This is a genomic window from Bradyrhizobium diazoefficiens (assembly GCF_016612535.1).
Taxonomy (GTDB): domain Bacteria; phylum Pseudomonadota; class Alphaproteobacteria; order Rhizobiales; family Xanthobacteraceae; genus Bradyrhizobium; species Bradyrhizobium diazoefficiens_C.
Window position 1 is genome coordinate 2,700,405 of record NZ_JAENXS010000001.1, and the last position, 26,660, is coordinate 2,727,064.

The window sequence follows — 26,660 nt, forward strand, 5'->3', positions numbered from 1 at the left end:
AGAAAACGTGCAGGCCGCATTCGTTGTGCGCTGCATGAAGGCTAGAGCGCTGCGTCCAGTTTCGCAACGGGAACATCCAGCCGTCGCGACCGCACGTCAAGCGTGTTGCGTCCTTGTCATATCTGCGACATCATGAAGCGGCCGGTGGAGCGGGGGTAGTCAATGTCGAACAGGTTTACGCAATACATTCTGGTGGCGATGGTGCTGGGCATCATCATGGGCTCGGCGATTTTCAACTTCCTGCCAGATACGCGCGGGGATTGGGCCTCCTCCATCAACCTGGTCGCCGTGATCTTCCTCCGCCTGATCAAGATGATCATTGCGCCGCTGGTGTTCGCAACGCTGGTCGGCGGCATCGCCCATATGGGCAGTGGCGCAAGGCTCGGGCGGATCTTTGCCAAGACCATGGGCTGGTTCGTCAGCGCCTCCTTCGTTTCGCTGCTGCTCGGCCTCGTGATGGTCAATCTGCTGCAACCTGGCGCCAACTTCCCCGGCACGCTGCCGGACAAGGCGCAGTCGACGGGGCTGCCGGTTTCCGCCTTCTCGATCGAGAAATTCCTCACCCATCTGATCCCGACCTCGATCGCGGATGCGATGGCGCAGAATGAAATCCTGCAGATCGTGATCTTCGCGGTCTTCTTCTCGGTGGCGATGGGCGCCTTGCCCGAGCGCTCCAAGCAGATCCTGGCGCTGATCGACGATCTCGGCCACATCATGCTGAAAGTGACGAGCTATGTGATGCTATTCGCGCCGGTTGCGGTCTGGGCCGCCATTACAGCGACCGTCGCCAAGAACGGCCTCCTGGTGCTCTGGAAGCTCATCGTCTTCATGGGCGGCTTCTATCTCTCGCTCTTCATCCTCTGGGGTATCCTGGTCATGGTCGGCTTCGCCGTGATCGGGCCGCGCTACAGCCATCTGCTGAGGCTGATCCGCGAGCCGCTGATGATCGCGTTCTCGACCGCGAGCTCGGAAGCGGCCTATCCGAAGACGCTGGAGGGGCTGAATCGTTTCGGTGCCTCGTCGCGGATCTCGAGCTTCGTGCTGCCGCTCGGCTACTCCTTCAATCTCGACGGCACGATGATGTACTGCACTTTCGCCAGCATCTTCATCGCGCAGACCTATCACATCGAGATGTCGCTCTCGACCCAGCTTGCCATGCTGGCGACGCTGATGATCACCTCGAAGGGCGTCGCCGGCGTGCCGCGCGCCTCCCTGGTCGTGATCGCCTCGACGCTGTCGCAATTCGGCATTCCCGAGGCCGGCTTGTTGATGATCATGGGCATCGACACCTTCCTCGACATGGGCCGCAGCGCCACCAACGTGATCGGCAACTCGCTGGCGACCTCCGTCGTGGCGAAATGGGAAGGCGAACTTGGGCCCGAACATGCGATGGGGCCGAGCGATGCCGTGCCGGACGACATGGTCCCCGGAGAAGTCCCCGCGATGGCCGGCCATTGAAGGGAGTGCGACATGCGCCCTTTGAAGGCGATTTCGGGCGGCCTGTTGCTGGCAGCGTGTCTGCTGGCGGCAACCGGTGCCTCCGCCCAGACCGGCGGCAGCGAAGGGCTTAGCCCGACGCTAACAGCCATCAAGAATGCGCACACCGTGCGGCTCGGCTATCGCGAGAGCTCGCCGCCATTCTCCTTCCTCGACCAGGCCAACCGGCCGATCGGGTATAGTCTCGAGCTCTGCGAGGCCATCGTCGAGGAGATCGGCGTCGAGGTCGACGATCCCAATCTGAAGATCGATTACGTCAAGGTCACCTCGGACGACCGCATCGACGCGGTGCTCCAGAACAAGATCGATCTGGAGTGCGGCTCCACCACCGCCAACTCCGAGCGCGGCAAGCGCGTCGCCTTCTCGCCATTGATGTTCGTTGCCGGTACCAAGCTGATGGTACCGAAGGCCTCGAATGTCCAGTCGCTGACCGATCTGAAGGGCAAGACCATCGTGGTGACGAAGGGCACCACCAACGAGCAGGCGATCCAGGCGGCCGACAAGAAGTCCTCGCTGGGACTCCACATCGTCGTCGGCGCCGATCACGAGCAGTCGTACCAGATGCTGGTCGAGGGTAAGGCGGATGCGTTCGCGACCGACGATATTCTCCTCTCCGGCCTGATCGTCCGCCACAAGGCACAGGACAAGTTCCGGGTCACTGGTGACTTCCTGTCCTACGACCCCTACGGCATCATGTTCAGGAAAGGCGAGCCGCAACTAACGGCTGTGGTCGAGCGCACCTTCCGGAAGCTCGGCTCCAATCACGATTTGGTTCCGCTCTACAACAAATGGTTCACCGCGCGTCTCCCCACAGGCGAGCGACTGAACGTACCGATCTCGCTCCAGCTGGAAGAAGCGTTCAAAGCGATGGACGATTCGGCCAGCGCGAATAACTAGCTCTTACTTCCTTCTCCCCTTGTGGGCTAGCTTGGGCACACATTTTTGGCGAGGAAGAAGCCTTGGGCGATGGCTCGGAAGCGTTCGAGCCCGTCGCGCATTGTGATTGGGCCGTTGGATTTGTCGCTCTCGTAACCGGTCCAGCCACCGAGGCGGGCGATGGTCCAGCCGGCCCAAGCAAGGCTGCTTGGTATATGGGGATTTTGCTGTTTGGCGGTGCGGCCCCGCAAACGTTCCTGCAAGGCCGATAGAACCTGCATTTCGCGATCGTCAAAGACGTGCGAGGCAGGTTGGCTATCGTCGAGCGAGGCGCGCGCGAGCACGAGTTGCATGGTTTGGCACGCGGCGATGAGAGCGATAACGGCGAGCTTTTCCAGCGCCGCGCCTTCGGCAAGAACGCTCGCCTCGAGATCAAGGCCTTGGCGCTTCACGGTCCTGAACAATTGTTCGACATGCCAGCGCTGGCGGTACCAGCCGATCACCGTGACAGCCTGTTCGACAGTTTCGACATCATGGGTGGTCAGCAAACGCCACAGGACAGGTTCCTCGCCGCTCGGCGGATCAATCTCGCGGACTTCGACCGCGGAGAGTTCAATTTGGCGCGGCGCGTGGGGATCGGAGCAGGATGCTGGCCGACAGACGACGACCGTTCCGAACCGCACCGCCAACTGCGCTTGACGAGCCTGGCGCTTGCCTGCCCGCGCCGGCAGATCGATCGCCAAGCGATGTTGCTCGGGCAGTGCCGCCATGGTCGCAAACAGAGCGCGGTCGCCTGTTGTTGCACGATCCCGGCACGCGCGGCTCAACAGATGCGTGCGACGATCCGGCAGGCGAGCCCACTTCTCATAAATGTCTCCTTCGCGATCGTCGATCACTGTGATCATGCTCGCCTTGGTCAGGCCCCATTTGGCCCGCCGCGGGCCCTTCACCCATCGATAGGATTCCTTTTCCTCAATCGGCTGCTTGCGATAGTCGGCGGCCTTGGTTTTAAAGCGGCGCCAGACCTGCACGTCGGCCAGGCCCAGACAGTGACCTGTTTCTGCATCAACCGTCAGAACGGGATGCACGAACAGGCCGACGTCACGGCCATTGCCCACCCGGCCGAGATCGCGCTTGCGCCCTCGCTTGGCCTCATAGTTGATCTCGCTGGTATCCTGGATCGCCAGGACGTGCCGGCCGGCCGCAATCTCACGCAGACGCGCTCGCGCGCGGATCACCATCTTGTCGACCGTGACCCGCTCATTCATCAAAAAGCGCCGAAATTTGACCTTCTCGGCGCGATCCTCGCCAAGTTTGCGCAGACAAACCGTCTGTCGCTCGCAGACACGCGCAAGCAACAGAGCGCCATTTTTTTAAGACGCTCGTCGCCGAAATAGCCGATATCCATCTCCGCCATCGCTCCGCTGCCAGAATCACGACGGCCTACACAGAATCACAGGCGATTCATTCTGTGCAAGAGATCTGTGCCCAAGCTAGCCCCTTGCGGGAGAAGGTGGCGCGAAGCGCCGGATGAGGGGTTTGTCTCCGCGAGTTCAATCGTGAGAGGTTCACGCGCAGAGAGATACCCCTCACCCGGCTCACCGCTCCGCGGTGAGCCACCCTCTCCCACAAGGGGCCCACAAGGGGCCCACAAGGGGAGAGGGTGCAGTGAGCTGCCGCTGCTAGTTTCCCTCAAACACCAGATCCATCGCCGCGTCATACGCCGCCTGCACCAGCTCCGGATGCAGCTTCCCCAGCGCTTCCATCATCACGCCGGAATTGATCTCGAGCACGCGCCACTCGCCGTCGACGCGCACCACGTCGATCGACGCAAAAGCGATGCCGATGGCGCTCGCAGCATCGATCGCGAGCTTCACGCAGGCGGCGCGAATCTCGCCGTCCTCCAGCAGCACGGGCTTTGCGCCGGCATCGAGATTGTGCCGCCAATCCGAGCCGCGCTGTTTGCTGTAGACGATGAGGGGCGCATCATCGAGCAGGATCACGCGGACCTCGTCCGTGATCGCGACGTAGGGCGAGATCACGAGCCCGGTGCTCATCGAAAAAACCTCGTCCACTGCGTGGTCGAGCTCCGCCTTCGTCGTCACCTTGAACACCGAGCGCCCCGACGTCCCCTCATTGGGCTTCACCACCACGCCCTGCGGATCGGCGTGAAGTAGCCTGAGCATTGCCGCTCGCCAATCGTCGCCAACGATATTCTGGCCCAGCTTCGGGTTGAGGAAGAGGCGATGGGGAATGCAGGGTACGCCTGCCAGCGATAGCGCCTCGGCGGTTGCCGATTTGTCGTTGGCGAGGCGGTGCGCAATTGCGCTGTTGAGGCCGATGTCGTAGCCGAAGGCGAAGCGGCGGATCTCACGGCGGCGCATGGTGATCAGCCATCCGCCGGCGCGGACATCAACATCGATGCCATGGCGCGCGGCATAGTGCCTGATGGCCTGTACGAAGATCCGTTCACTACTTGTCATGCGTCTCAATCGTCCAGTCGCCAAAAGCCGCAAAAATGCGGGGCCTGGCGCCAAGCGGGGGAAAATCAGAGCTATTCTTAATGAAATTCTCGCGAGCGCGATGGAAATTAAGTGCTGCAATCAGGCCCGAAAGGGAAAAGAAATTGCCTTCAACGCGCGCCGGACAGCAGATCCGTCAATGCTGTGACCCTTTCCGCCGCAAATGCCGATTTGACCGGCATCAATTGCATCCGGAACGAGGTTGATTATTGATCTCAATGGCGTAGATCACACACGCGAAATCCTCCGCCATGGCAATGGTGTCCGCCCCGTTTTCAGGGCGGGTAACGCTTTTGCCTAAAACCGCAGTTATTCGGAATATCGAAAATCATGAGCGCGTTTTACCGAGAGAAAGTTCTTTCCGTCCAGCACTGGACCGACACGCTGTTCAGCTTCCGCGCCACGCGCGACACCGGCTTCCGCTTCCAGAACGGCCAGTTCGCGATGATCGGCCTCGAGGTCGACGGCCGTCCGCTGCTGCGCGCCTACAGCATGGCGAGTGCCAATCACGAGGAGGAGCTCGAGTTCTTCTCGATCAAGGTGCAGGACGGTCCGCTGACCTCGCGCCTGCAGAAGATCAAGGAAGGCGACACCATCCTGGTCGGCCGCAAGGCGACCGGCACGCTGATCACCGACAACCTCATCCCCGGCAAGCGGCTGATGCTGCTCTCGACCGGCACCGGGCTTGCGCCGTTCGCGAGCCTGATCAAGGATCCCGAGGTCTATGATCAGTTCGAGAGCATCGTGCTGGTACACGGCTGCCGCCAGGTCTCCGAGCTCGCCTATGGCGAGAAGCTCGTCGCGAATTTGCGCGAGGACGAACTGTTCGGAGAGCTGCTCGGGGACAAGTTGGTATACTATCCGACCGTGACCCGCGAGCCGTTCCGCAATCGCGGCCGCATCACCGACCTTATCAACTCCGGGCAGATCTTCAACGACATCGGGCAGGGCCCGCTCAACATCGACACCGACCGCGTCATGATGTGCGGCAGCCCGGCGATGCTGGAAGAGCTGAAGGTGATGTTCGAAGGCCGCGACTTCGTCGAAGGCTCCGGCAACAAGCCCGGCCATTTCGTGATCGAGAAGGCGTTCGTCGAGCGGTAAGCGCCGCTCGCGCTGTCGTCCCGGCCAACCCCCCGCCATTCCCCGACCGGCAAGCCCGGCCGAGCGGCGATTACGGCAGGGGCGCTGTTATGTAATTATTGCACTGCAATAACGGCCCATCGGACGGATTGATTTCCCTCAGCTGAATTCGCTAGCCTGAAACAAGGGCCGCGTCATATCCGTATGACAGGCGAAGGCGTATCGTACCGCCTCATGCTGGCGAGAGGATGGGAATCGTGGCCGAAGACAACAAGACGCAAGAATCGCCCAAACCCTCATCTCCTAACCCCTCATCGCCGAAACGCCTGGCGCTCGCGGAAGAGGGGATGATGGAAACCCTGCTGCTTCCATTCTCTCCGCGCTTCATCATCCTGACGATCTGCGCGGTCGTTACGGCGCTGCTGATCGGCATCGGCATCGCCGACCGCAAGATCTTCGGCATCCTGCTGATCCCGATCGTGATCTTCGGCGCGCTGACGGTTCTCGGCGTCCGCGATCTCATGCAAAAGGGTCACGCGGTCCTTCGCAACTACCCGATCTCGGCGCATATCCGCTTCCTGCTCGAAGAGATACGCCCGGAGATGCGGCAGTATTTCTTCGAGAGCGAGAAGGACGGCATGCCGTTCTCGCGCGATATCCGCGCGGTGGTCTATCAGCGCGCCAAGATGCAGCTCGACAAGCGTCCGTTCGGCACCCAGGAGGACGTCTACCGCGAGGGTTACGAGTGGATGCATCACTCGGTAGCGCCGAAGGCGCATGCCGAGGAAAAGTTTCGTGTCACCATCGGCGGGCCTGACTGCGCAAAACCCTATTCGGCCTCGGTGTTCAATATCTCGGCGATGAGCTTTGGCGCGCTCAGCCCCAACGCCGTGCGCGCGCTGAACGCCGGCGCGAAGAAGGGCGGGTTCGCGCATGACACCGGCGAGGGCGGTGTCAGCCCCTATCATCGCGAGATGGGCGGCGACATCATCTGGGAGATCGGCTCCGGTTATTTCGGCTGCCGTCATCTCGACGGCACTTTCGATCCCGACGCGTTCGCGCGTGTTGCGAGCCAGGACCAGATCAAGATGGTCGAGCTCAAGGTCAGCCAGGGCGCCAAGCCCGGCCATGGCGGCGTGCTGCCGGCTGCCAAGGTGTCGGAGGAGATTTCCAAGATTCGCGGCGTCTCGATGGGCGAGGACTGCATCTCGCCGGCCTCGCATCGCGCCTTCTCCACGCCCACCGGCATGATGCAATTCATCGCCGAGATGCGGAAGCTCTCCGGCGGCAAGCCGGCCGGCTTTAAGCTTTGCATCGGCCACCCCTGGGAGTTTCTGGCGATCTGCAAGGCGATGCTGGAGACCGGAATCTATCCGGACTTCATCGTCGTCGATGGCAACGAGGGCGGCACCGGTGCCGCGCCGCTCGAGTTCATGGACCATCTGGGCATGCCGATGCGCGAGGGCGTCAATTTCGTCCACAATGCGCTGGTCGGCATCAACGCGCGTGATCGCATCAGGCTCGGCGCCTCCGGCAAGATCGCGACCGCCTTCGACATGGCGCGCGCCATGGCGATCGGCGCCGACTGGTGCAATTCGGCGCGCGGCTTCATGTTCTCGCTCGGCTGCATCCAGTCGCTGAGCTGCCACACCGATCGCTGTCCGACCGGTGTCGCGACCCAGGACCCGACCCGGGCCCGCGCGCTCTACGTGCCGCTCAAGATCGACCGCGTGCACAATTACCACCATGCGACGCTGCACTCGCTGACGGAGCTGATCGCGGCAGCCGGTCTCGAACATCCGCAGCAGCTGCGCCCGGTCCATTTCAGTCAGCGGACCTCGACGACCCACGTGCAATCCTTCGCCCAACTCTATCCGTCGCTGCGTCCGGGCGAGCTGCTCGAAGGCACGGAAGACCCGCGGTTCCGCGAGGCTTGGCGCATGGCGCGGGCGGATACGTTCCAGCCGGCGCTGTAAGGTGCCAGTCCAACGTGTCCTGTGGCGGCGCGAATTTATGGGGGGGGTTGCGCTTTAACATCTGTTTCAGCTTCGGGTGTAAATTGGCCCCATGGATGAACGGCGTGACAAAAGCAGGCACCGGGTCCTGAAAGCCGGAACCATCGAGTTCGGCGGCGGCGCGATCGACTGCACTGTCCGTAATTTCTCGGACACCGGCGCGGCGCTGGACGTGACAAGCCCGGTCGGTATCCCCGAGCAGTTCACCCTGGCCATCAAGGCCGACGGAACGCATCTGTCCTGCACCGTGGTCTGGCGCAAGGAAAAGCGGATCGGCGTGAGGTTCGGCTGAGCGACGCGCGCAACAAATTCCGGTGTCGTCCCGGCGAAGGCCGGGACCCATACCGCGTGATTTATCGACCATGCGCAGGAAGCAGTACCGCGCAACTACTAGTCTTCGCAAAATTCAGTTTTGTGGTTATGGGTCCCGGCCTTCGCCGGGACGACGAGTAGAGGTTGGTGCGCCATCCTGTACTCTAGCACATAACCGCTCGCTCAGCCGGTCTCGGCTTCACCCAACCGGGCCGCCAAAATCTTGTCGATCCGCCGACCGTCGAGATCGACCACCTCGATGTGCCAGCCGCCGAGGTCGAAGGCGTCGCCGACATTGGGCAGCACGTTGAATTGCTGCAGCACGAGGCCCGCCACCGTGTTGTAACGGTGATGCGGCGGCAGCTCGATGCCGAGGAGTTCGCCGAACTCGTCGACCGGCATCCAGCCAGAAACCAGCAGTGAGCCGTCCGCCCGCCTGACATAGGCGGGCTCCGGCGGGCCCTCCTCGGAATGGAAGGCGCCGACGATCGATTCCAGAATATCGGCCGCCGTCACCACGCCTTCGAACGCGCCGTACTCGTCATAGACGAAACCGACGTGAACCGGCGCAGCCTTCAAGATCGCGACCACGTCGCGGGCATCCGCCGAGGCGGGAATGCTGGGTGCTTGGCGGATCAGCGCTCGCAGATCCGGTGTGCGTTCGTTCATGTAGGCGACCAGCAGGTCCTTGGCCTGAAGCACGCCAATCGGCTTGTCGCGATCGCCGTCGGACACGGGAAAGCGCGAATGCGGGCTCTTTGCGATCAGCGCCTGGATCACCTCTTGATCATCGCTCAGGTCGATCTCGTCGACCTCGGTGCGCGGCGTCATCACCGCGCCGACCGGGCGATCGCCGAGCCGCATCACGCCGGCGATCATCTCCTTCTCGCCGGGCTCGAGCACGCCGGCGCTCTCGGCCTCTCGGACGAGATGATGGATCTCGTCCTCCGACACCTTCTCCTCGGACTTGCCGCCATGGCCGAGCAGCGTGAGGATCAGCTTGCCCGAGAGGTCGAGCAGAAAGACAAGCGGCAGCGATACCTTCGCAAGCACATGCATCGCCGGCGCGACCCTGACCGCGATACTTTCGGGATCGCGCAGCGCCACCTGCTTCGGCACCAGCTCGCCGACGATCAGGGTCGCATAGGTGATGAGGGTGACGACGATGCCGACGCCGACGATGTCGGCAATGCCGACGGAGAGACCGAGCTCGACCAGCCATTGCGTCAGCCGCTGACCGAGCGTCGCGCCGGAGAACGCGCCCGAGAGCACGCCGACCAGCGTGATGCCGATCTGCACCGTCGAGAGGAATTTTCCGGGATCGGCGGCCAACGTCAGCGCGCGCTCGGCGCCGCGTACGCCCTTGGCGGCAAGCACCGACAGCCGCGCCGGGCGTGATGACACCACCGCCAGCTCGGACATGGACAGCAGGCCGTTGATGACGATCAGGACGACGACGATGATGAGTTCGACGGAGAGCATTGATGGTCCGCGGTAAGCGAGTATGTCCGGATGGCAGATCGAGCTTTGATATAGGCATTTGGCCACCAAGTGCTGGCGAATTCGGAGCCTCAAGGAGCCGCGACCACGCGACACTCCCCGCGGAACTACGGTCCTGCCGCTACTTAACGGCGTCTTAGCCGCCGCCAGCTAGGGTTCCCTGCATTTGCAGATTGTATTGGGGACCAGGATGCGAATCGGGAAGCTTTTCGCGCTGTCGATGCTGACGGTGACCGTCTTTGCCGTCATTCTCGGCACCCAGGTGCTGGTGCCCCAGGCGCGCATCTACACGAACCGCTCCGAGGCAATTAAGGCGGTCGATGCTTTCGGCGCAGTTCTGCTGGTCAGTCAGTACGTTGCCGGTTATCGCGCGCCCTACATCTCGCCGATCTTCCAGGAAAACCCGGCGACGCCGGCTCAGCTCGAGGCCTGCGCGAAGGCGTCGAAGGCATCCGACACCGCGTTCGAGAATGCAAGGCGGGCCATCCTTGCGCTGGACGCCGGCGGACCGATGGCGGCGGATCTCGAGCGCGCTGCGCGCCGGCTGAATGAGATTCGAACGGCGGCGGATCGCGCCATGAGCGTCCCCCTGAGTGCACGCGACAGTGCCGCCATCAAGAGCTTCCTGCCTGGCGTCGCCGAAATCATCCGTATTCTCGAACCGATCATGAATCGCCTCGAAGCCGGCATCGCCACGTCCGATTCTTCGCTCTCGGCTTTGCTGAGCGTGGCGCGGACGGCGCAGGACCTGCGCGTCTCGGCCGGCGGCCGCGCCGCCACGCTGTCGCCCGCACTGACCGCCCGCCGTCCGCTGACGACCGCCGAATTCTCTCTGATGGATCGCTTGCAGGGCCGCCTGGAGGCCGATCGCGAGCGCGTCGAGGCCGGCATTGATCAGCTCGGCAATCCGCCCCGGATTGCCAAGGCGTTCAAGGATGCGACCGAAGCCTATTTCGGACATGCCGCGCCGGTGGTCGAGAAGGAGATGCCCGCGGCGCACAGCGACGGCAAATACGGCCTCACCAACGATGATTTGGCGACTGCCGTCGTGCCGGCCGTGCAGATGTTCTTCGGCGTGCGCGACGCGGCGCTGGCAGAGGCGACCGAACGGGCCACGGCGGCGCGCAGCGGCGCACTAATGGTGCTTGCGCTGGCCGGCATTGCGGTGCTGGCGCTGCTCGGCACGCTCGCAGGTGTAACAGCAATGCTGCGAAGCCGCGTGGTGACGCCGCTTGCGAAGCTCGCCGGCGCGATCAGCACGCTTGCCGCCGGCAGGCATGAGGTCGAGATTCCCGCGACCGGGCGCAATGACGAGATCGGCCAAGTCGCCGGCTCGCTGCTGCTGTTCAAGGACTCGCTGATTGCCAAGTGCGCTGCCGACGAAGCTGCTGCCGTTGAGGCCGGGGCGAAGCTCAAGCGCAGCCAGCGCATGGACCAGATCGCGCGCGAGTTCGAAGCGATGATCGGCGAGGTGATCAACACCGTGTCCTCGGCATCCGCGGAGCTGGAATCGTCCGCGGGAACGCTGACGAGCACGGCTGAGCAATCCGAAAAAATCACCGCGACCGTAGCAGCCGCCTCCGAACAGGCCTCCACCAACGTGCAGACTGTCGCGGCGGCTGCGGAGGAAATGGCGTCGTCAGTCGACGAGATCAGCCGGCAGGTTCAGGATTCCGCGCGCATCGCCAGCGAGGCGGTGCAGCAGGCGGGGCGGACCAACGACCATGTCGGTGAGCTCGCCAAGGCGGCCGGCCGCATCGGGGATGTCGTCGAGCTCATCAGCCAGATTGCAGGGCAGACCAATCTGCTGGCGCTCAACGCCACCATCGAGGCGGCGCGTGCCGGCGAGGCCGGACGCGGCTTCGCCGTCGTCGCTTCCGAGGTCAAGGCGCTCGCCGAGCAGACCGCCAAGGCCACCGGCGAAATCAGTCAGCAGGTCGCGGGAATCCAGGCGGCGACGCAGGATTCGGTCGGCGCGATCAAGGCGATCGGCGATACCATCACGCGCATGTCCGAAATCGCATCGGCGATCGCCGCAGCGGTCGAGGAGCAGGGCGCGGCGACCCGGGAGATTTCGCGCAACGTGCAGCAGGCTTCGCACGGCACCCAGCGGGTCTCCGCCAGCATCGTCGACGTCCAGCATGGCGCGAGCCAGACCGGATCGGCCTCGTCCAATGTGCTTGCGGCAGCCAAATCGCTGTCCGGCGAGAGCAGCCGTCTCAAGGTCGAGGTCGGAAGATTCCTCGACGCGATCCGGGCGGCATAAGGGAGTTGTCGAAATCCGGCAGTCCGCCCGGTGCTAGAATTCGGCGTGCAGGCGGCCCGAGAAGATCGAGACCGGACCGCGATCCGCGTTGTAGGCGGGGTTGACCACGAGCTGATAGTCGGCGGTCAGTGTCACGCCCTTGATCACCGAATAGGCGTAGTAGGCTTCGAGGATGCGCTCGGTGCGATAGTTGAGCCGGCCGTCGCCGATCAGAAGACCGGTGCCACCGGCTGCGAGGAAATCGCGATGCGCGGCCGACAGGCCGTTGATGGCGCCACCGACGCCGACCGTGTCCTCCGGCCGTCCCCAGCTTCTGCCCTTGATCGACAGGCCACCGGACAGACCGCGATCGACATCGGTGAAATTCAGGATCTGGGTCTGGCCATCGTTCCAGCTCGCCCGCGCAAACAGCCCGACGTCGCCCACGATCTGCTGCTCGAGATTGACGTAGAAGCCGTATTTGAGCCGGTCGCGCTGATCTGCGGTGGCGATCGCGTTGATGTCGAGCGCCGGGTTCGCAGCGGCCAGCTCCAGCACCTCGCGGTAGTTCGCGGTGTTGCCGCTGTTGGCGAAGACGCCGACGCGCAGTTTGCCGGGTTGCTCGAAGATCGCATGGCGCTCTTCGAACTCGACCACCGTGCCGCCGGTCTTGAACGTCAGCACGTCGCTGTTTGGTGCGGCCGGCACCTGCAAGAATCCGGCGCGGATCGCCCAATCCTTGCGATTGAGCTCGACCACGGCGCCGCGGGTATAACCGGGCAGGTCGGCGGGGAAGTCGTAGGCGGCCGACGCCCACATCGCCCAATTCATGAAATCGGCACGCGGGTCTTTTGCGTATGAATTGCCGTCGAAGAAATCGCCGACCGCGAAGCGGCCGACGATCAGCGTGACGCGGTCAATGTCGCGTTTGCCCGCAAGCTGGTTCGGCGCGTCGTCGACCGCTTCCTGCTCGCCGCCGAGGCCAAAGGTCTGCTTGAGATAGTAGCGCTGCGCCCGAATCTTGGGGAATGCCGCGCCGGCCTTCTGCGCTTCGCCGTTGGGGAAGCCGGCGATTCCGAGCGTGCCGTTGATGCCAAAGCCCTGCGCCAGCTCAGGATCGAAGTAGAGCTCGCCGCCGTCCCAGAGCCGCGCGCCCAGGAAGGCCGTCGTCGTCCAAGTGGCCTGAAACTGGCCGCCGCCGGGCAGGCTGAACGGGCTGGCATAGGGCGAGTGGATCGGCCCATAGCCCTGCGGCAGCACGGTCGTCTGGGCGTGGACGTTCCAGTCGTCGGAATCAGGGAGTCTGGGTTTTCCATTGACCGCCGGCATCCACGGCGTGTCGCCGAACTGGTAGTTCAGTCCGAGCTTGAAGAGATGGATGCGCGGATCGACATTGACGCTGCCGAGGCCAAAGCCGCTTAGATCGTAGGTTTTCCGCGTCAGGTCGATATAGTCGTATTCGGCTTTCGCAGTCCAGTTGCCGCTGACGGCGTATTCAAGACCGAGGCCCGCAGTCCATCCGGCCTGGTAATGGCCAACCGGGAATAGGGATGTGACGCCATCGCCGTCGTTAATGTTGATGCGCGTATGGCCCCATGCGAACCCGCCGGTGAGATAGGGCATGAACCGGTCGAAGGCGTAGCCGATACGGCCGCGCACGGTGCCGACATAATCGATGGTCGTGTGGAAGGGAGCTGGCACAAGTGCGAGCTCGGGACCGTCGGTGGGACTCGTGAACGTCGCGTCCGCTTCGATGCCGAGCACCACGCGGTTCGCGAACTGACGATTGTAGCCGAGCTGATAGCCGCCGGTGAGGCCGGTCGCGCTGTGCGGAAGGACCACGCCCTGCTCCGGCAGAGGATTCGTGCCGGGTCCAAAAGCCGCATCGCCATAGCCGAAATGGCCACCGACATAGAAGCCGGTCCAGTCGTAGACGGTTCTCGCGGCGCGGGCCTTGAACGGCAGGTCAGCCGCAAAGCTCACACCCGGCAAGACGAGCACGCTGACGGCAATCGCCGCCGCCGCCCGCAACAATTGCTGTCGATGACCTCTCAACGTCAAAACGCACGCCCCCAGACGCGAATATGCCCCGCCGCTCCGACATCCCTGCCGATTCGCGGTGATCATGTCATCAGGATCCTGGTGTTCACGCGATCGGACGAGATCGTCTCGATTCGACGCAATTTGGCCCCAAGCCCCTGAGCTTGTTGCGAACCTTATTGCAAGTAATTCGCAATAGCAACTAATGCGGAATGTCGCAGTCGATGGTTGGCATCGTTATGTGACGGGACTGCAACAAATTCCCGGGGGCAAAAAGGATGACCCCGCCCGGGGGGACAGCCGGGCGGGGTCGGGGGCACGACACGGGGTGGATGAGGCGCCCGTGTCGGACGCAGGATCCACGTAAGAGCGGCCTCAGGCCCTCAAATCAGTAGCAAGTCCGAACGTTGCCGACGAACTGGCCGTAAGCGTTGTACTGGGCGACCCAGCCGCAGCGGCGATAGCCATAGTAATGGGGCTGGCTGCTGGCGGCGACCGCGGTGCCGACGATGGCGGCGGTGGCGATACCGGCGCCCACACCCCAGCCCCAGCCGAGCGGCTTGGCTTCGGCCTGCGAGGTGGTGGACGCGATGCTGCCGGCGACGGCAAGGGTGGCGAGAGCGACAGCGGCAAGCTTGGTCTTGATCGACATGTGAAACACCATCCGGGTTGAGGCGGTCCGTTGTGGTCCGCATGCCCAATTGGACGGAGGCTTGCCGAAACCGGTTCGAAAGCGCCTCAGGCGGCCTCGGACTCCAGCTCTTTCCCGAATGATCTCAGGGAGATGCGAGCTATCCGAGGGGGCCTTTGCCGAGCCTGTTCACGTCGAAGTTATCGACCTCTGTCAGCAGCTCGCAGAAGGCGCGCGCGCCCTGATCGAGCAGCTGCTCGCCCTTCTCGGCGACGGCCAGCGTCGCGTTGCCGACGGCGCCGCTCGGGTGCAGGTCCTGCGCCTGCCAGGCGAAGGGGGCTGGCCGCTGCGTCGATAGCCAGCGATATTGTTTCTCCATTGCGATACTGCTCGCGGGAAAATCCGCGATCGCATCAACGCGCACCTGATCGGGATAGCGCGCCAGCATGATCGAAGTCTCGACGGCGCCGCCGTGAATGCCGTGACGCACTTCATCGGCCGGGAACAGCCTGTCCGCGCCCGACAGGCGCGACCACGACGTCGTCACCACGAACAATTTCTGATGCGCCCGCAGATCCTGGGCCACCAGCATCATTGCCGCGCTGTTGCCGCCATGGCTGGTGATGATGACGAGCTTTTTCACGCCGCGTCGCGCGATGTCCTCGCCGATTCCCGACCACCGTTTCAGCGCCACTTCGGTCGGCAGCGTCTGCGTCCCGGGATAGTCGATATGCTCGGTGGAGATGCCGATCGGTTCAACGGGAAGGAACGTCGCCGGAATGGTCGCGGGCAAAAGTTCGCGGATGCGCGCGAGATAGGCGTCCGCGATCAGCACGTCGGTCTCGAGCGGCAGATGCGGGCCGTGCTGCTCGGTTGCCGCCAGTGGCAGTATCGCGATCCAGCGCGACGAATCCGCGGCCGGAGGGTCGGACCAGCGGATATCGGACCAGTCGCGGGAAGGCGTCATCAAGGTTTCTTTGCCCGAATTTGTCACGTAGTTTGGTGTTATGGAGGGGACGCGGGCCTGCCGGCTCGCGTCCCCGAACGTCTTGCGGTTTTATCGCGTTGGTTAGGTATCGGCCAGACACGATCGACGGAGTCCAATTATGCGCCTCATTCATCTCTGGCGAGCGTTAACAGTCGCCTTTTGTCCCGTACTCGTTGCGGGCGCTTCCGCGCACGCGGAAACCCTGGACAAGGTCACCTTCGGCACCAACTGGGTTGCCGAGGCCGAGCATGGCGGCTTCTTCCAGGCGGTCGCTGACGGCACCTACAAGAAGTACGGGCTCGACGTCTCCATCGTTCCGGGCGGGCCGAACGAGAACAACCGGATGCTGCTGATCGCCGGCAAGATCGATTTCTTCATGGCCGCGAATACGCTGATGTCGTTCGACGCGGTCGCCAACAACGTCCCTGTCGTGACGATTGCCGCGATCTTCCAGAAAGACCCGCAGGTGATGCTGACGCAGCCGGATGCGAAGGTCACCAAGATCCAGGACCTGAAGCCGCTGACGCTGTTCGTCTCCAAGGAAGGCATGACCAGCTACTTCCAGTGGCTCAAGTCCGAATATGGCTTCAGCGAGAAGAATGTCCGGCCCTATAATTTCAATCCGCAGCCCTTCATCGCCAATCCCAAGAGCGCGATGCAGGGCTACGTCACCTCCGAGCCCTTCGCGGTCGAGAAGGCCGCCGGCTTCAAGCCGAACGTGCTCCTGCTCGCCGATAACGGCTTCAACACCTATTCGACCCTGATCGAGACGCGCCGTGACCTGGTCGAAAAGAAAGCCGACCTGGTACAGCGCTTCGTCGATGCCTCGATCGTCGGCTGGTACAATTACATCTACGGCGACAATTCGGCCGGCAATGCCATGATCAAGAAGCTCAATCCAGAGATGACCGACGAGCTGCTGGCCTATTCCGTGGCCAAGATGAAGCAATACGGCATCGTCGATTCCGGCGATTCGTTGAAGAATGGCATCGGCGCGATGAGCGACGAGCGCTACACCTCCTTCTTCAACAAGATGGTGAAGGCCGGTGTCGTGAAGGGCGATCTCGACTTCCGCAAGTCCTACACGCTGCGCTTCGTCAACAAGGGCGTCGGCATCGAGCTGCGCCCCGCCAAGCCGTAACGCATGTTGAGATTAGGCGAAGGTAGCTCGGCGTCCTGCACCTCTCCCGAAGGGAGAGGTCGCGTCGCATCGCAAGATGCGATGCGGGTGAGGGGTTACGCTCTCTGTTGGGACCCGCGCCCCCTCACCCGGCGCTACGCGCCGACCTCTCCCCGTTGGGGAGAGGCGAGTCCCACAACAGCCAGCGATCAATGGTAGAAAGCAAAACTCCGTCGGCGGTCGAGGCCAGCTTGACGGCTCTCGCCGTCAGCCTGCGTGGCGTGACCAAGGCTTATGACAATGGCGTCGTGGCGCTGGATCCGCTCGACCTCGCCGTGCGCAAGGGCGAGTTCATTTCGCTGCTGGGGCCATCCGGCTGCGGCAAGTCGACGGCGTTGCGCCTGATTGCGGGCCTCAGCGCGCCGTCGTCCGGCACGGTGAGGGTGGCGCGTCACGAAGGCGAGGCGCAGCCAGGTCACGGCATCGGCTTCGTGTTCCAGGAACCGACCCTGATGCCGTGGACCAGCGTGCGTGAGAACGTGCGGCTGCCGTTGAAGCTCGGCGGCATCCCGAAGGCCGAAGGGCGGGCGCGGGCCGACGCGGCGCTGGCTAGCGTCGGGCTCGCTGATTTCGCCGACGCCTTTCCGCGCGAATTGTCCGGCGGCATGAAGATGCGGGTCTCGCTGGCGCGTGCGCTCGTCACCGATCCCGATATCCTGCTGATGGACGAGCCCTTCGCGGCGCTCGACGAGATCACGCGCTTCCGCCTCAACAACGATCTGCTTGCGCTGTGGCGCAGCCTTCGCAAGACCGTCATCTTCGTCACCCATTCGGTGTTCGAATCCGTCTATCTGTCGCAACGCGTCGTGGTCATGACGGCGCGGCCCGGCCGCATCCAAGCCGACATCCGCATCGAGACGGTCGAGCCACGCAGCGAGGAGTTTCGCACCTCGGCCGCCTATTCCGATTATTGCCGGAAAGTGTCAGCCGCGCTGGCGCCATCCTATTCGGACCAGTCGATGCTATGAACGCGCAAGCCTCCGTCACCGCAAAGCCGTCCGGCGCGCAACGCGCGGTGCGGTTCGTGCTGCCTGTCGTCGTACTCGCAGTAGGGCTCCTCGCCTGGGAACTCGTGGTCCGCATCAAGGAGATCCCGCCTTACGTGCTGCCGGCGCCGTCGATCATTTTCCTGACGCTGATCAAGGACTGGGCGGTGCTGTCACAATCGCTCGTCACCACGCTGCTGACGACGCTGGAAGGTTTTGTGGCGGCGAGCATCGGTGGCATCGCGCTGGCGCTGTTGTTCAACCAGTCGAAATGGGTCGAATACTCGCTGTTCCCCTATGCCGTGGTCCTCCAGGTGACGCCGGTGATCGCGATCGCGCCGCTGCTCCTGATCTATCTGGAGCAGCAGACCGCCGTCGTCGTCTGCGCCTTCATCGTTGCCTTCTTCCCGGTGCTGTCGAACACCACGCTCGGGCTCAATTCGGTCGACCGCAATCTCGCCGGTCTGTTCGAGCTTTATGGCGCCTCGGCGCCGCAGACCCTGCGCTTCCTGAAACTGCCGGCGGCGCTGCCTTACATTCTCGGCGGCTTGCGCATCGCCGGTGGCTTGTCGCTGATCGGCGCGGTCGTGGCCGAGATCGCGGCGGGAACGGCCGGCGCCGGCTCCGGGCTCGCCTACAGAATCGCCGAATCCGGCTATCGATTGAACATACCCCGCATGTTCGCAGCGCTGCTTTTGTTGTCGCTGGCCGGGATTGTCATCTATGGGGTGCTGGCGCTAGTTTCCCACCTCGTTTTACGGCGCTGGCATGAGAGCGCGCTTGGAAAGGACACCTGATGACCGGTTCGATTTCGTCCGACAAGATCGACCTTCTGATCTATGGGCCGGTGCGGCCGATCCTCGAAAATGGTTTTTCCGATCATTTCGTCGTGCATAAGGCCGAGACGCATGGCGATCTCGAGCGGCTGACGCCGGCCGTTCGCGAAAGAATCCGTGGTGTGGCGGTGACCTATCATACCGTCCGCGCCGACAGGAATTCGCTGTCGCAGCTGCCCAAGATCGAGATGGTGGCGAGCTTCGGCGTCGGCTACGACCACATTGACGCCAAATACGCGGCCGAGCACAATATCATCGTCACCAACACGCCGGATGTGCTGACCGAGGAGGTCGCCGACGTTGCGATGGGCCTTTTGATCTCCACCGTGCGGGAATTCATCAAGGCCGACCGTTACGTCCGCTCCGGTCTCTGGCAGACGCAGAACTATCCGCTCAGCGTCGGCTCGTTGCGTGACCGCAAGGTCGGCATCGTGGGCATGGGCCGGATCGGCCAGGCGATCGCGCGCCGGCTCGATGCCTCGCTGGTGCCGGTGGTCTATCACACCCGCAATCCGTCCAAGGACGTCTCCTATCAGCACTATCCCGATCTGATCGAGATGGCGAAGGCGGTGGACACGCTGATGGTGATCGTGCCGGGCGGTGCCTCGACCAACAAGATGATCAATGCCGAGGTGTTCAAGGCGCTCGGTCCGCGCGGCGTGCTGGTCAACGTCGCGCGTGGCTCTGTCGTCGACGAGCAGGCTTTGGTCCAGGCGCTGAAATCAGGCACCATCCTCGCCGCCGGCCTCGACGTGTTTGCGGCCGAGCCCACCGTGCCGGACGAGCTCAAGGCCATGCAGAACGTCGTGCTGCTGCCGCATATCGGCTCGGCCTCCGTGGTAACGCGCAATGCGATGGACCAGCTCGTGGTCGACAACCTCAAATCCTGGTTCGCCGGGAAGGCGCCGCTGACGCCGGTTGTGGAAACGCCGTTCAAGGGGCGCTGATGACCGTTCTTCGGGTCGTTGCATTCGCCGTCGCGGCCTACATGGCCGCGATCGGCATCGCGCATGCGCAGGATGCGACGACCCTGAAGAAGGAAATGGTCGGGCAGTGGGAGCTCTCGACCACCGAACGCAGCAAGACCTGCGTCGTCACGATCAAGGGCGATGCCGCGCCGCAGGGGTTCAAGCTCGAGCTCGAGCCGGCCTGCAAGACCGCGCTGCCCTTCACCAAGGATATCGTCGCTTGGAGCGTGAAAGGTCTCGACATCGTCCGCTTGCAGGATGCGACCGGCGAATCCGTGATCGACTTCACCGAGGTCGAGGCCGGCATCTTCGAAGGCCTGCGCCAGGGCGAAGGCGTCTACATCCTCCAGGACCTCGCCGCCGCCCGCTCGATGGCCAAGTCGATGGACCAGATGATTGGCGATTGGGCGATGGTGCGCGGCAACGGCCAGCCGATTTGCGGGTTGACGCTGACCAACACGGAAGCCGAGCAGGATAATTTCCAGGTCTTCCTCAAGCCCAAATGCGATGCCGCCATCGCCCAGTTCAACCCGACGCAATGGCGGCTCGAGCGCGGCCAGATCATCCTGATGTCGAAATCGGGCGAAGTCTGGCAGTTCGAGGCCGATGACAATGCGCAATGGCGGCGGGTTCCCGATACGGCCGATCCCCTGATCCTGCTGCGCCAATAGGCGCGCTTCCATTCCTGCAATTTTTCTGTCGGCCATGTCGATCCGGTGCCGGCCGGATCGTCATTCCAATAGCGAGCTGATCGCGCGGCCGAACCGGCCGCGTCTCGCCTCAACAGGAGTTTTGCATGCGCTTCATGTACATCGTCGCCTCCAGCCAGCCGATGACCTGCCCGACCCCGGCACTGATGGAAGCCATGCAGAAAATATCCGAGCGGGAGATCAAGGCCGGCCGGATGATCGACAATGGCGGCCTGATGCCGCTTGCGACCGGCGCGCGTGTGCGGATCGTCGACGGCGAGCTCAGCGTCATCGACGGTCCCTTCATCGAGGCCAAGGAAGTGATCGGCGGCTACGCCATTTTCGAGCTGCGCGACAAGGCGGAGGCCCTCGCCATGGCCAAGGAGTTCATGCAGCTGCACCTCGATCACATGCCGGGCTGGGACGGCACCTGCGAGCTGCGGGCCTTCGCCACGCCGGGCGTGGACGGGGCCTGCGAGGTCGATTCGCGGTCGGCGGTAGCCGCCCACGCTTAATGCGTATCTCCGCAAGTCACGGTCGGCGGCGATGACGGCCGCCGACATCGATCAAGTCGTCCGTGCAACTTGGCGCGTCGTGCAGCCACGGCTGATCGCGACGCTGTCGCGGATGCTGCGCGACGTGCCGCTTGCGGAAGAGCTGACCCAGGACGCGCTGGTTGCGGCGCTGGAAGCGTGGCCTGCCATCGGCGTGCCCGACAATCCCGGTGCCTGGCTCATGACGACCGCGCGGCGGCGTGCGCTCGATCATTTGCGCCGCGGCAAGATGCTCGCGGACAAGCACGACATGCTGGCGCGGGACATGTTGCAGGAGCAGGAGATCGTGCCGGATTTCGATACCGGGCTCGACGACGACATCGGCGATGAATTGTTGCGGCTGGTCTTCACCGCTTGTCATCCGATCCTGTCGCGCGAGGCCCGTGCGGCGCTGGCGCTGCGCATGATCTGCGGCTTGACCACGTCCGAGATCGCGCGCGCCTACCTGGTGCCGGAAGCAACCATCTCCCAGCGCATCGTCCGCGCCAAGCGAACCCTGTCCGGATCCGGCCTCGCCTACGAGACGCCGGGCGGCGAGGGGCTGTCGGAGCGTCTCGCCTCGGTGCTGGAGGTCGTCTACCTCATCTTCAACGAGGGCTATCTTGCGGCGCGGGGCAAGGAATGGCTGCGGCCGCAGCTCTGCGACGAGGCGTTGCGCATGGGCCGGGTGCTCGCGGGTCTCGCGCCGGACGAGCCGGAGGTTCATGGTCTGGTCGCCCTGATGGATTTGAATGCCTCGCGGGCTCGCGCGCGCACCGACGCGAATGGTGATCCCATTCTGTTGATGGACCAGGATCGCACGCGCTGGGATTGGTTGCAGATTCGTCGCGGCCTGCGCTCGCTCGATCGTGCCGGTGAGCTCGGCGGTGCCGGGGGATTTTACCCACTTCAGGCCGCCATCGCGGCGTGTCACGCCAGAGCGGAGACTGCTGCAAACACCGACTGGCGGCGCATCGTGCAGCTCTACGCCGATCTGGCGCGGCTGGTGCGCTCCCCGGTCATCGAGCTCAACCGGGCGGTTGCGGTCGGCATGGCAGAGGGGCCGCAAGCCGGGCTTGATGTGCTGGACCAGATCGCCGGCGAGCCGACGCTTGCGGCCTATCATCATCTGCCGGCGGTTCGTGGTGACTTCCTGCAAAAACTCGAACGCTTCGCAGAGGCACGGCTGGCATTTGAAGCCGCCGCGAAGCTCGCGACCAACGGACGTGAACGCGCGCTGATGGAGCGCCGCGCTGCGGCGCTCCACGCTCAAGATTTCTAGGTCGTCGGCATGGGCGGCGGCGCGGTGCCTTGCGCCCATTTCTCCATCTTGCCGAGCACGCCCCAAGCCGTCAGCGCCAGCGAGATCGGCAGCGCGAATTGGCTCAGCCCCGGCACCGATGTCGCGATCGTCCCGAGCAGCCCGGCAAGGCCGCCGGCATTCGGGCTCGCTGTCACGGCGGAGAGCAGCGCGGTGATGAGCGAGCCGCCGATGCCGAGCGCGGTCTTCTTGCCGTCGAGCATCTTGCCGATGGTTTCGCCGAGCGCGCCGTTGACCTGCCCGAGCACGGGCTTGTTGGTGAGCAGGGCGCTCACCAGGTCGACCATTTGCTTGAGCTGATCGGTAGGAGCAGGATTCGCTGCCGTGGTCGTTCCGGGTGCTGTCTTGGTGACGAGAGAGAGGAGCTGTCCAAGCAGGCTGACCGGATTGTTGGGCGCTGGCGTTGTGACGACTGGCGCTGTGGCTCCCGGCTGCAAAGCCTGCGCGAGGCTCTGCAATTGGTTCAGGATCTGGGATAGCTGGGCAGGCTGAACTCCGGGTGTCGTTCCCGCCGGCGGGGTCGCTATCGGCGTTGTTGGCGTCGTTCCCCCCGACTGTATGAGCTGCGCCAGATTTTCCAATCGACTCAGGATTTGAGATAGCTCGACAGGCTGTCCTGCTGACGCCCCGCCTCCCGGGGCTGCCGCTGCGGGTTGCATCACCTGCGTCAGGTCCTCCAGCCGCTTCAGGATCTGGGACAGATCGACATTGGGCGTCCGGGCCGGTTGCGCCCCTGCACGCGTGATGGCGGCGATCGTCGTCCCGTCGAGCAGGCCGGTGTCCTGGAGGCCGTTCTGTTGCTGAAATTGCGAGACCGCCGTCTTGGTCTTCGGTCCGCTGATGCCGTCCTCGTCGAGCGGGGGATTGGCGCCGAGCTTGTTGAGGGTCTGCTGCATGAGCAGCACCGATGACGCCACGTCCTCGTCGGGCTCGGAACGGGGGGCAATGGACGGGCTGTCGTCGAGCGTGATCGATGAATCCTGCGACATCATCGCATGCAGGATGACCGCGGTACCGAGCTGGGAATCGACGTGGTTCGGGTCGAACACGTGATCCGCGACGAATTTGCCGGCCTTGGCTTCGGTCGGTCCGTAAAGGGTCGAGCCGCCGTAGAGATAGGGCGAGTTGACGCCCTTGGCGTGGTAGCCGAGGCCGTTGAAGCATTCGAGTCGGTACAGCGTGCGCGCGATGCACCAGTCCTGCGTGCCGACGAAGTTCTGAATCCTCAGCGCGTCCACGGCCCCGTCGACGAACGAGGCGAACGGGCCGCGTCCTTTTGGAACGAGGCATGTCACGCGCTTCAGCGTTTCGCCGTTGCCGAGATAGGTGTCGAAATCGAAATTGGATTCGCGGTAGTGGCACAGCGCGACGAAATACCAGGGCACACCGGTCAGCCGCTCGACCTGCTGATAGGTCGCCTTGCCGTTGATCGCCTTGCGCGCGATCGCATTCGCATCGCCCAGGCGTGCGGGCCGGATCTGGAGATCGGCCCAGTTTCTCTCGTATTGGCTTTTAAGACTTTCGAATGACACCATTTCCCACTCCCCGCAAATTGATGAATTATGGCTTGTGGTGCAAATCAGGCGCGAGCCGCGCGTCAGGATCGGAGGGCACGGGCTCGCGGCGTGGTCCCGCAAATGTGGCAGGCCGCAGCTTCAGCGCGTGTGAGGTGGTTTACACGTGCAACGCGAAATCTGCGGCAGATTGCGGCTAAAGGCAGCATCGGCCGATTTCGTGCGCGCATATAAGGCCGCCGATCCGGAACCAGTCGGGGCGGCCGTCCGTTAGCGACGGAAATTGTCTCGCAAGGACATCCTGCATGGCCAAGCGCGTGCTTGCGATCGGCATCGAACCCGGCAGTGCGGATGACAGCGCGTTTCCGCAGCTCACGCCGGATCTCGTGCGCGGCCATATCGAAGCGTAGCTCTTGCGCACCGGCGCGGCTTTCGGTCGGGGCCGCGCATGCGCTTGCGCCCACCTCCTCACTGCGAACCAAAGGACCAGAGGCATGTTCAATTCCTTCGTAAAGCGGGCGGCACTCGCGCTCGCCCTCACGGCGGTTCCTGCCGCACTCATCGCGCCGGCAGCTCGAGCACAGAACGCCAGGGAAGAATTTCCAGTGCCTTCGGACTTCACGCCGGGCTTCCGCAAGATCGAAGGCGTCAATCTGCACTATGTGAGGGGCGGCAAGGGGCCGCTGGTGCTGCTCGTCCACGGATTTGGGCAAAGCTGGTACGAATGGCATCAGCTCATGCCGCTGCTGGCTCGAACCCACACGGTCGTCGCGGTGGACCTGCCGGCGCTGGGCCTTTCCGATGCGCCCAAATCCTATGCCGGTCAGGACGTCGCGCCGCTGCTCCATGCGTTCGCGAAGAGCTTCAGTCCGGACGCGCCATTCGACCTCGTCGCGCATGACATCGGTATCTGGAACACCTATCCGATGGCGGTCGAGCACCAGTCCGATATTCGACAACTCGTCTACATGGAGGCGCCGATTCCGGATGATCGGCTCTACCAGTTTCCTGCCTTCACGCCTGAAGGCGAGTCGCTGGTGTGGCATTTCAGCTTCTTCTCGGCCGGCGACCTTCTCCCCGAGCGGCTGGTGACGGGAAACGAAAGGTTCTTCATCGAGCACTTCATCAAGGTCCACGCCACCAACAAGGACGTCTTCACGCCCGAACTGCTCGATCTCTATGGTCGCTCCTATGCCAAGCCGCGGACGCTCCATGGCAGCTTCGAATATTATCGTGCGCTCAACGAAACGGCACGGCGCAACAAGCCTCTCGCAACAACCAAGCTGACCATGCCGGTGCTGGCGATCGGCGGCGGCGGGCACGGCGGTATGGGTCCGCTCGAGGGCGATCAGCTGCGTGAATATGCGACAGACGTGCATTCTGAGGTTTTGCCTGCATGCGGCCACTGGCTGCCGGAGGAATGCGCCTCGGCGCTCAATCCGCTCGTGGTGAACTTCCTGACGGGGAATTGATGGTGAACGCGCAAAGCCGTCGATCCGGAACCAGCGGGGCGGCCGTCCGTTAGCGACGGAGATGGTCTCGCAAGGAAATCCCGATGGCCAGGCGCGTGCTTGCGATCGGCATCGAACCAGGCAATGCGGATGACAGCGGGTCCCCGCAGCTCGCGCCGGACCTCGTGCGCGGGCATATCGAAGCTCAGCTTCTGCGGCTGCGCGGTCTCGGCTATGAGGTGACGAGCTGCCTGATCGACTTCGATGTCACTGCGGAGGCCGCCGTCACGGCGGCGCTGCGCGACGAGCGCTTCGATTGCATCGTCATCGGCGCGGGCCTGCGCGAGCCGAAGGAGCGGCTGCTGCTGTTCGAGAAGGTGCTCAACCTCGTTCACCGGCTGGCGCCGCAGGCTGCCATCTGTTTCAACACGACGCCCGCCGATACCGCCGAAGCCGTGCAGCGTTGGGTCGCTCCCTGAGGACGCCGGACGGCGCGCACGTTGCTTGGTGTGGTCTGATCTGCCCTCTCGCCAAGACTCCGGCGCCATCGCAGGCCGCGTCAGTCCGCACAGCGGTGATTATTCTGGTCTGAATCCGCTTTTAGCGCTATGACTTGTCTGGTGGCTGGGAGGGTGCAGGATGCTTCGAAATATTGGAATTGCAGCGTGTTTCGCGGTCGCGGTTGCCGTCCCGGTCCATGACGCGGTGGCGCAAGATGCTGTCGGAGGCGCTATCATCGGCGGTGTCGGTGGGGCGATCTTGGGTGGCGCGCTCGGTGGTGGCCGCGGCGCGGCCATCGGTGCGGTCGTCGGCGCCGGCACGGGGGCTGCGATCGCCTCCGAGGGCGAGCGTCGCCGCTCCGGCTATTACGCCTATCAGCGCGGCTGCTACATGCAGCGCCCGGACGGCCGCTACGTCCCGGTCGATCCTCGCTACTGCTACTGAACCAACACCGCGCCGGCGCTGTCGTAAGCGCGCCGGCGCGCTTGTGTCCGATGGTCCGCGCCTAGGCAGCGCTGGCCCGGCTCGCTGCGTCGCCGAGTTCGGCATTGGTGTAGGCCCTGCCGCCGATGCCCCACAGGCCATCCACTGCATAGACCATGTTGACGAAAATTCGCTCCCGCGGATGATGGCCTTCGGCTGCCTTGAACACGATGTCGGTGGCCTCTTTGATAAAGCCCGCCTTTTGCTCGGCGCTCGCCAGCGCGAAGGACGGGACTTTCAATTCGACAACGACGATATCGTTTGACGTCCCGCCGGCAAAGGACCGGCCTTTCGGGACGGTGCTGATCTCGCCGATCACGTTCGGCGTGAGGAACGCATTGCCCGCCAGATCATGATGCCTGAGGAACGAGGTGGTCAGCTCTGCGAACATGGTTTGCTCGGCGGCAGCATTGAAGATGCCATCCGTGGCGAGAACGGTGATCGGCATGGTGGAGCTCCCTTCGTGATGTGAGCAAACGCGAACGCCGG

The 26,660-nt window shown here is 63.6% G+C and carries 24 protein-coding genes; 16 read left to right on the forward strand and 8 right to left on the reverse strand.

Annotated elements, in window-relative coordinates:
* Positions 1–162 precede the first annotated feature (162 nt).
* A complete protein-coding gene (locus tag JJE66_RS12705; RefSeq protein ID WP_200514598.1) occupies positions 163–1,458 on the forward strand; it encodes a dicarboxylate/amino acid:cation symporter in 1,296 nt (431 codons plus the stop codon).
* A 12-nt stretch (positions 1,459–1,470) separates the two neighbouring features.
* Positions 1,471–2,394, forward strand: coding sequence for an amino acid ABC transporter substrate-binding protein (locus JJE66_RS12710; RefSeq protein WP_200514599.1), 924 nt, complete (start codon positions 1,471–1,473; stop codon positions 2,392–2,394).
* Positions 2,395–2,420: 26 nt separating this feature from the next.
* On the opposite strand, the gene JJE66_RS12715 is transcribed toward JJE66_RS12710, so the two are convergent.
* Positions 2,421–3,641, reverse strand: a complete 1,221-nt coding sequence (locus JJE66_RS12715) for an IS4 family transposase (RefSeq protein ID WP_200514142.1) — start codon at positions 3,639–3,641, stop codon at positions 2,421–2,423.
* 414 nt (positions 3,642–4,055) lie between these two features.
* On the reverse strand, positions 4,056–4,856 hold the full coding sequence (locus JJE66_RS12720; protein WP_200514600.1) for a RimK family alpha-L-glutamate ligase: 801 nt from the start codon (positions 4,854–4,856) through the stop codon (positions 4,056–4,058).
* Between the two features lie 369 nt (positions 4,857–5,225).
* Here JJE66_RS12720 and JJE66_RS12725 point away from each other — a divergent pair, with 369 nt between their 5' ends.
* The 3 genes from JJE66_RS12725 (at position 5,226) to JJE66_RS12735 (ending at position 8,285) form a co-directional block, all read left to right on the forward strand.
* Positions 5,226–5,999, forward strand: coding sequence for a ferredoxin--NADP reductase (locus JJE66_RS12725; RefSeq protein WP_200514601.1), 774 nt, complete (start codon positions 5,226–5,228; stop codon positions 5,997–5,999).
* A gap of 227 nt (positions 6,000–6,226) precedes the next feature.
* Complete coding sequence (locus JJE66_RS12730) at positions 6,227–7,954, forward strand: FMN-binding glutamate synthase family protein (RefSeq protein ID WP_409362804.1); 1,728 nt, start codon at positions 6,227–6,229, stop codon at positions 7,952–7,954.
* Between the two features lie 91 nt (positions 7,955–8,045).
* Positions 8,046–8,285, forward strand: coding sequence for a PilZ domain-containing protein (locus JJE66_RS12735; protein WP_200514602.1), 240 nt, complete (start codon positions 8,046–8,048; stop codon positions 8,283–8,285).
* A 203-nt stretch (positions 8,286–8,488) separates the two neighbouring features.
* Here JJE66_RS12735 and JJE66_RS12740 read toward each other — a convergent pair whose 3' ends face one another.
* On the reverse strand, positions 8,489–9,787 hold the full coding sequence (locus tag JJE66_RS12740; RefSeq protein ID WP_200514603.1) for a hemolysin family protein: 1,299 nt from the start codon (positions 9,785–9,787) through the stop codon (positions 8,489–8,491).
* 208 nt (positions 9,788–9,995) lie between these two features.
* On the opposite strand from JJE66_RS12740, the gene JJE66_RS12745 reads away from it, so the two are divergent.
* A complete protein-coding gene (locus tag JJE66_RS12745; RefSeq protein WP_200514604.1) occupies positions 9,996–12,071 on the forward strand; it encodes a methyl-accepting chemotaxis protein in 2,076 nt (691 codons plus the stop codon).
* 33 nt (positions 12,072–12,104) lie between these two features.
* Here the strand turns inward: JJE66_RS12745 and JJE66_RS12750 are convergent, their stop codons facing one another.
* The 3 genes from JJE66_RS12750 to JJE66_RS12760 form a co-directional block, all read right to left on the reverse strand.
* Positions 12,105–14,111 (reverse strand): carbohydrate porin, encoded by a 2,007-nt coding sequence (locus JJE66_RS12750; RefSeq protein ID WP_409362805.1) that lies wholly within the window; start codon positions 14,109–14,111, stop codon positions 12,105–12,107.
* A gap of 367 nt (positions 14,112–14,478) precedes the next feature.
* Positions 14,479–14,742 carry a hypothetical protein gene (locus JJE66_RS12755; protein ID WP_200514606.1) on the reverse strand — a complete coding sequence of 88 codons (264 nt, stop codon included), beginning with the start codon at positions 14,740–14,742 and terminating at the stop codon, positions 14,479–14,481.
* A gap of 139 nt (positions 14,743–14,881) precedes the next feature.
* Positions 14,882–15,688 (reverse strand): creatininase family protein, encoded by an 807-nt coding sequence (locus tag JJE66_RS12760; RefSeq protein WP_200514607.1) that lies wholly within the window; start codon positions 15,686–15,688, stop codon positions 14,882–14,884.
* A gap of 139 nt (positions 15,689–15,827) precedes the next feature.
* Between JJE66_RS12760 and JJE66_RS12765 the strand changes: the two genes are divergently transcribed.
* The 7 genes from JJE66_RS12765 to JJE66_RS12795 all read left to right on the forward strand — a co-directional run bounded on the left by JJE66_RS12765 (position 15,828) and on the right by JJE66_RS12795 (position 22,183).
* Complete coding sequence (locus JJE66_RS12765; RefSeq protein ID WP_246756166.1) at positions 15,828–16,850, forward strand: ABC transporter substrate-binding protein; 1,023 nt, start codon at positions 15,828–15,830, stop codon at positions 16,848–16,850.
* A gap of 191 nt (positions 16,851–17,041) precedes the next feature.
* Positions 17,042–17,857: an ABC transporter ATP-binding protein gene (locus JJE66_RS12770; RefSeq protein ID WP_200514608.1), complete on the forward strand. Its 816-nt coding sequence runs from the start codon at positions 17,042–17,044 to the stop codon at positions 17,855–17,857.
* Positions 17,854–18,672 (forward strand): ABC transporter permease, encoded by an 819-nt coding sequence (locus JJE66_RS12775; RefSeq protein ID WP_200514609.1) that lies wholly within the window; start codon positions 17,854–17,856, stop codon positions 18,670–18,672. The genes JJE66_RS12770 and JJE66_RS12775 overlap by 4 nt, the downstream gene beginning before the upstream one ends.
* Complete coding sequence (locus JJE66_RS12780; RefSeq protein ID WP_200515345.1) at positions 18,669–19,658, forward strand: 2-hydroxyacid dehydrogenase; 990 nt, start codon at positions 18,669–18,671, stop codon at positions 19,656–19,658. The genes JJE66_RS12775 and JJE66_RS12780 overlap by 4 nt, the downstream gene beginning before the upstream one ends.
* On the forward strand, positions 19,658–20,350 hold the full coding sequence (locus JJE66_RS12785) for an AprI/Inh family metalloprotease inhibitor (protein WP_200514610.1): 693 nt from the start codon (positions 19,658–19,660) through the stop codon (positions 20,348–20,350). Before JJE66_RS12780 ends, JJE66_RS12785 begins: the two co-directional genes overlap by 1 nt.
* Positions 20,351–20,475: 125 nt before the next feature.
* Entirely contained in the window at positions 20,476–20,883 is a 408-nt protein-coding gene (locus JJE66_RS12790; protein WP_200514611.1) for a YciI family protein, read from the forward strand.
* 31 nt (positions 20,884–20,914) lie between these two features.
* A complete protein-coding gene (locus JJE66_RS12795) occupies positions 20,915–22,183 on the forward strand; it encodes an RNA polymerase sigma factor (protein WP_200514612.1) in 1,269 nt (422 codons plus the stop codon).
* Here JJE66_RS12795 and JJE66_RS12800 read toward each other — a convergent pair.
* Positions 22,180–23,757: a peptidoglycan-binding protein gene (locus tag JJE66_RS12800; protein WP_200514613.1), complete on the reverse strand. Its 1,578-nt coding sequence runs from the start codon at positions 23,755–23,757 to the stop codon at positions 22,180–22,182. The genes JJE66_RS12795 and JJE66_RS12800 overlap by 4 nt on opposite strands.
* Before the next feature lie 473 nt (positions 23,758–24,230).
* On the opposite strand from JJE66_RS12800, the gene JJE66_RS12805 reads away from it, so the two are divergent.
* From JJE66_RS12805 to JJE66_RS12815, 3 genes are all read left to right on the forward strand, one after another.
* Positions 24,231–25,208 (forward strand): alpha/beta fold hydrolase, encoded by a 978-nt coding sequence (locus tag JJE66_RS12805; RefSeq protein WP_200514614.1) that lies wholly within the window; start codon positions 24,231–24,233, stop codon positions 25,206–25,208.
* A gap of 83 nt (positions 25,209–25,291) precedes the next feature.
* Positions 25,292–25,666 (forward strand): hypothetical protein, encoded by a 375-nt coding sequence (locus JJE66_RS12810; RefSeq protein ID WP_200514615.1) that lies wholly within the window; start codon positions 25,292–25,294, stop codon positions 25,664–25,666.
* Positions 25,667–25,826: 160 nt separating this feature from the next.
* Positions 25,827–26,132 (forward strand): YMGG-like glycine zipper-containing protein, encoded by a 306-nt coding sequence (locus tag JJE66_RS12815; RefSeq protein ID WP_200514616.1) that lies wholly within the window; start codon positions 25,827–25,829, stop codon positions 26,130–26,132.
* A gap of 61 nt (positions 26,133–26,193) precedes the next feature.
* Here the strand turns inward: JJE66_RS12815 and JJE66_RS12820 are convergent, their stop codons facing one another.
* Positions 26,194–26,619 carry a Tautomerase enzyme gene (locus JJE66_RS12820; RefSeq protein WP_200514617.1) on the reverse strand — a complete coding sequence of 142 codons (426 nt, stop codon included), beginning with the start codon at positions 26,617–26,619 and terminating at the stop codon, positions 26,194–26,196.
* Positions 26,620–26,660: the final 41 nt, after the last annotated feature.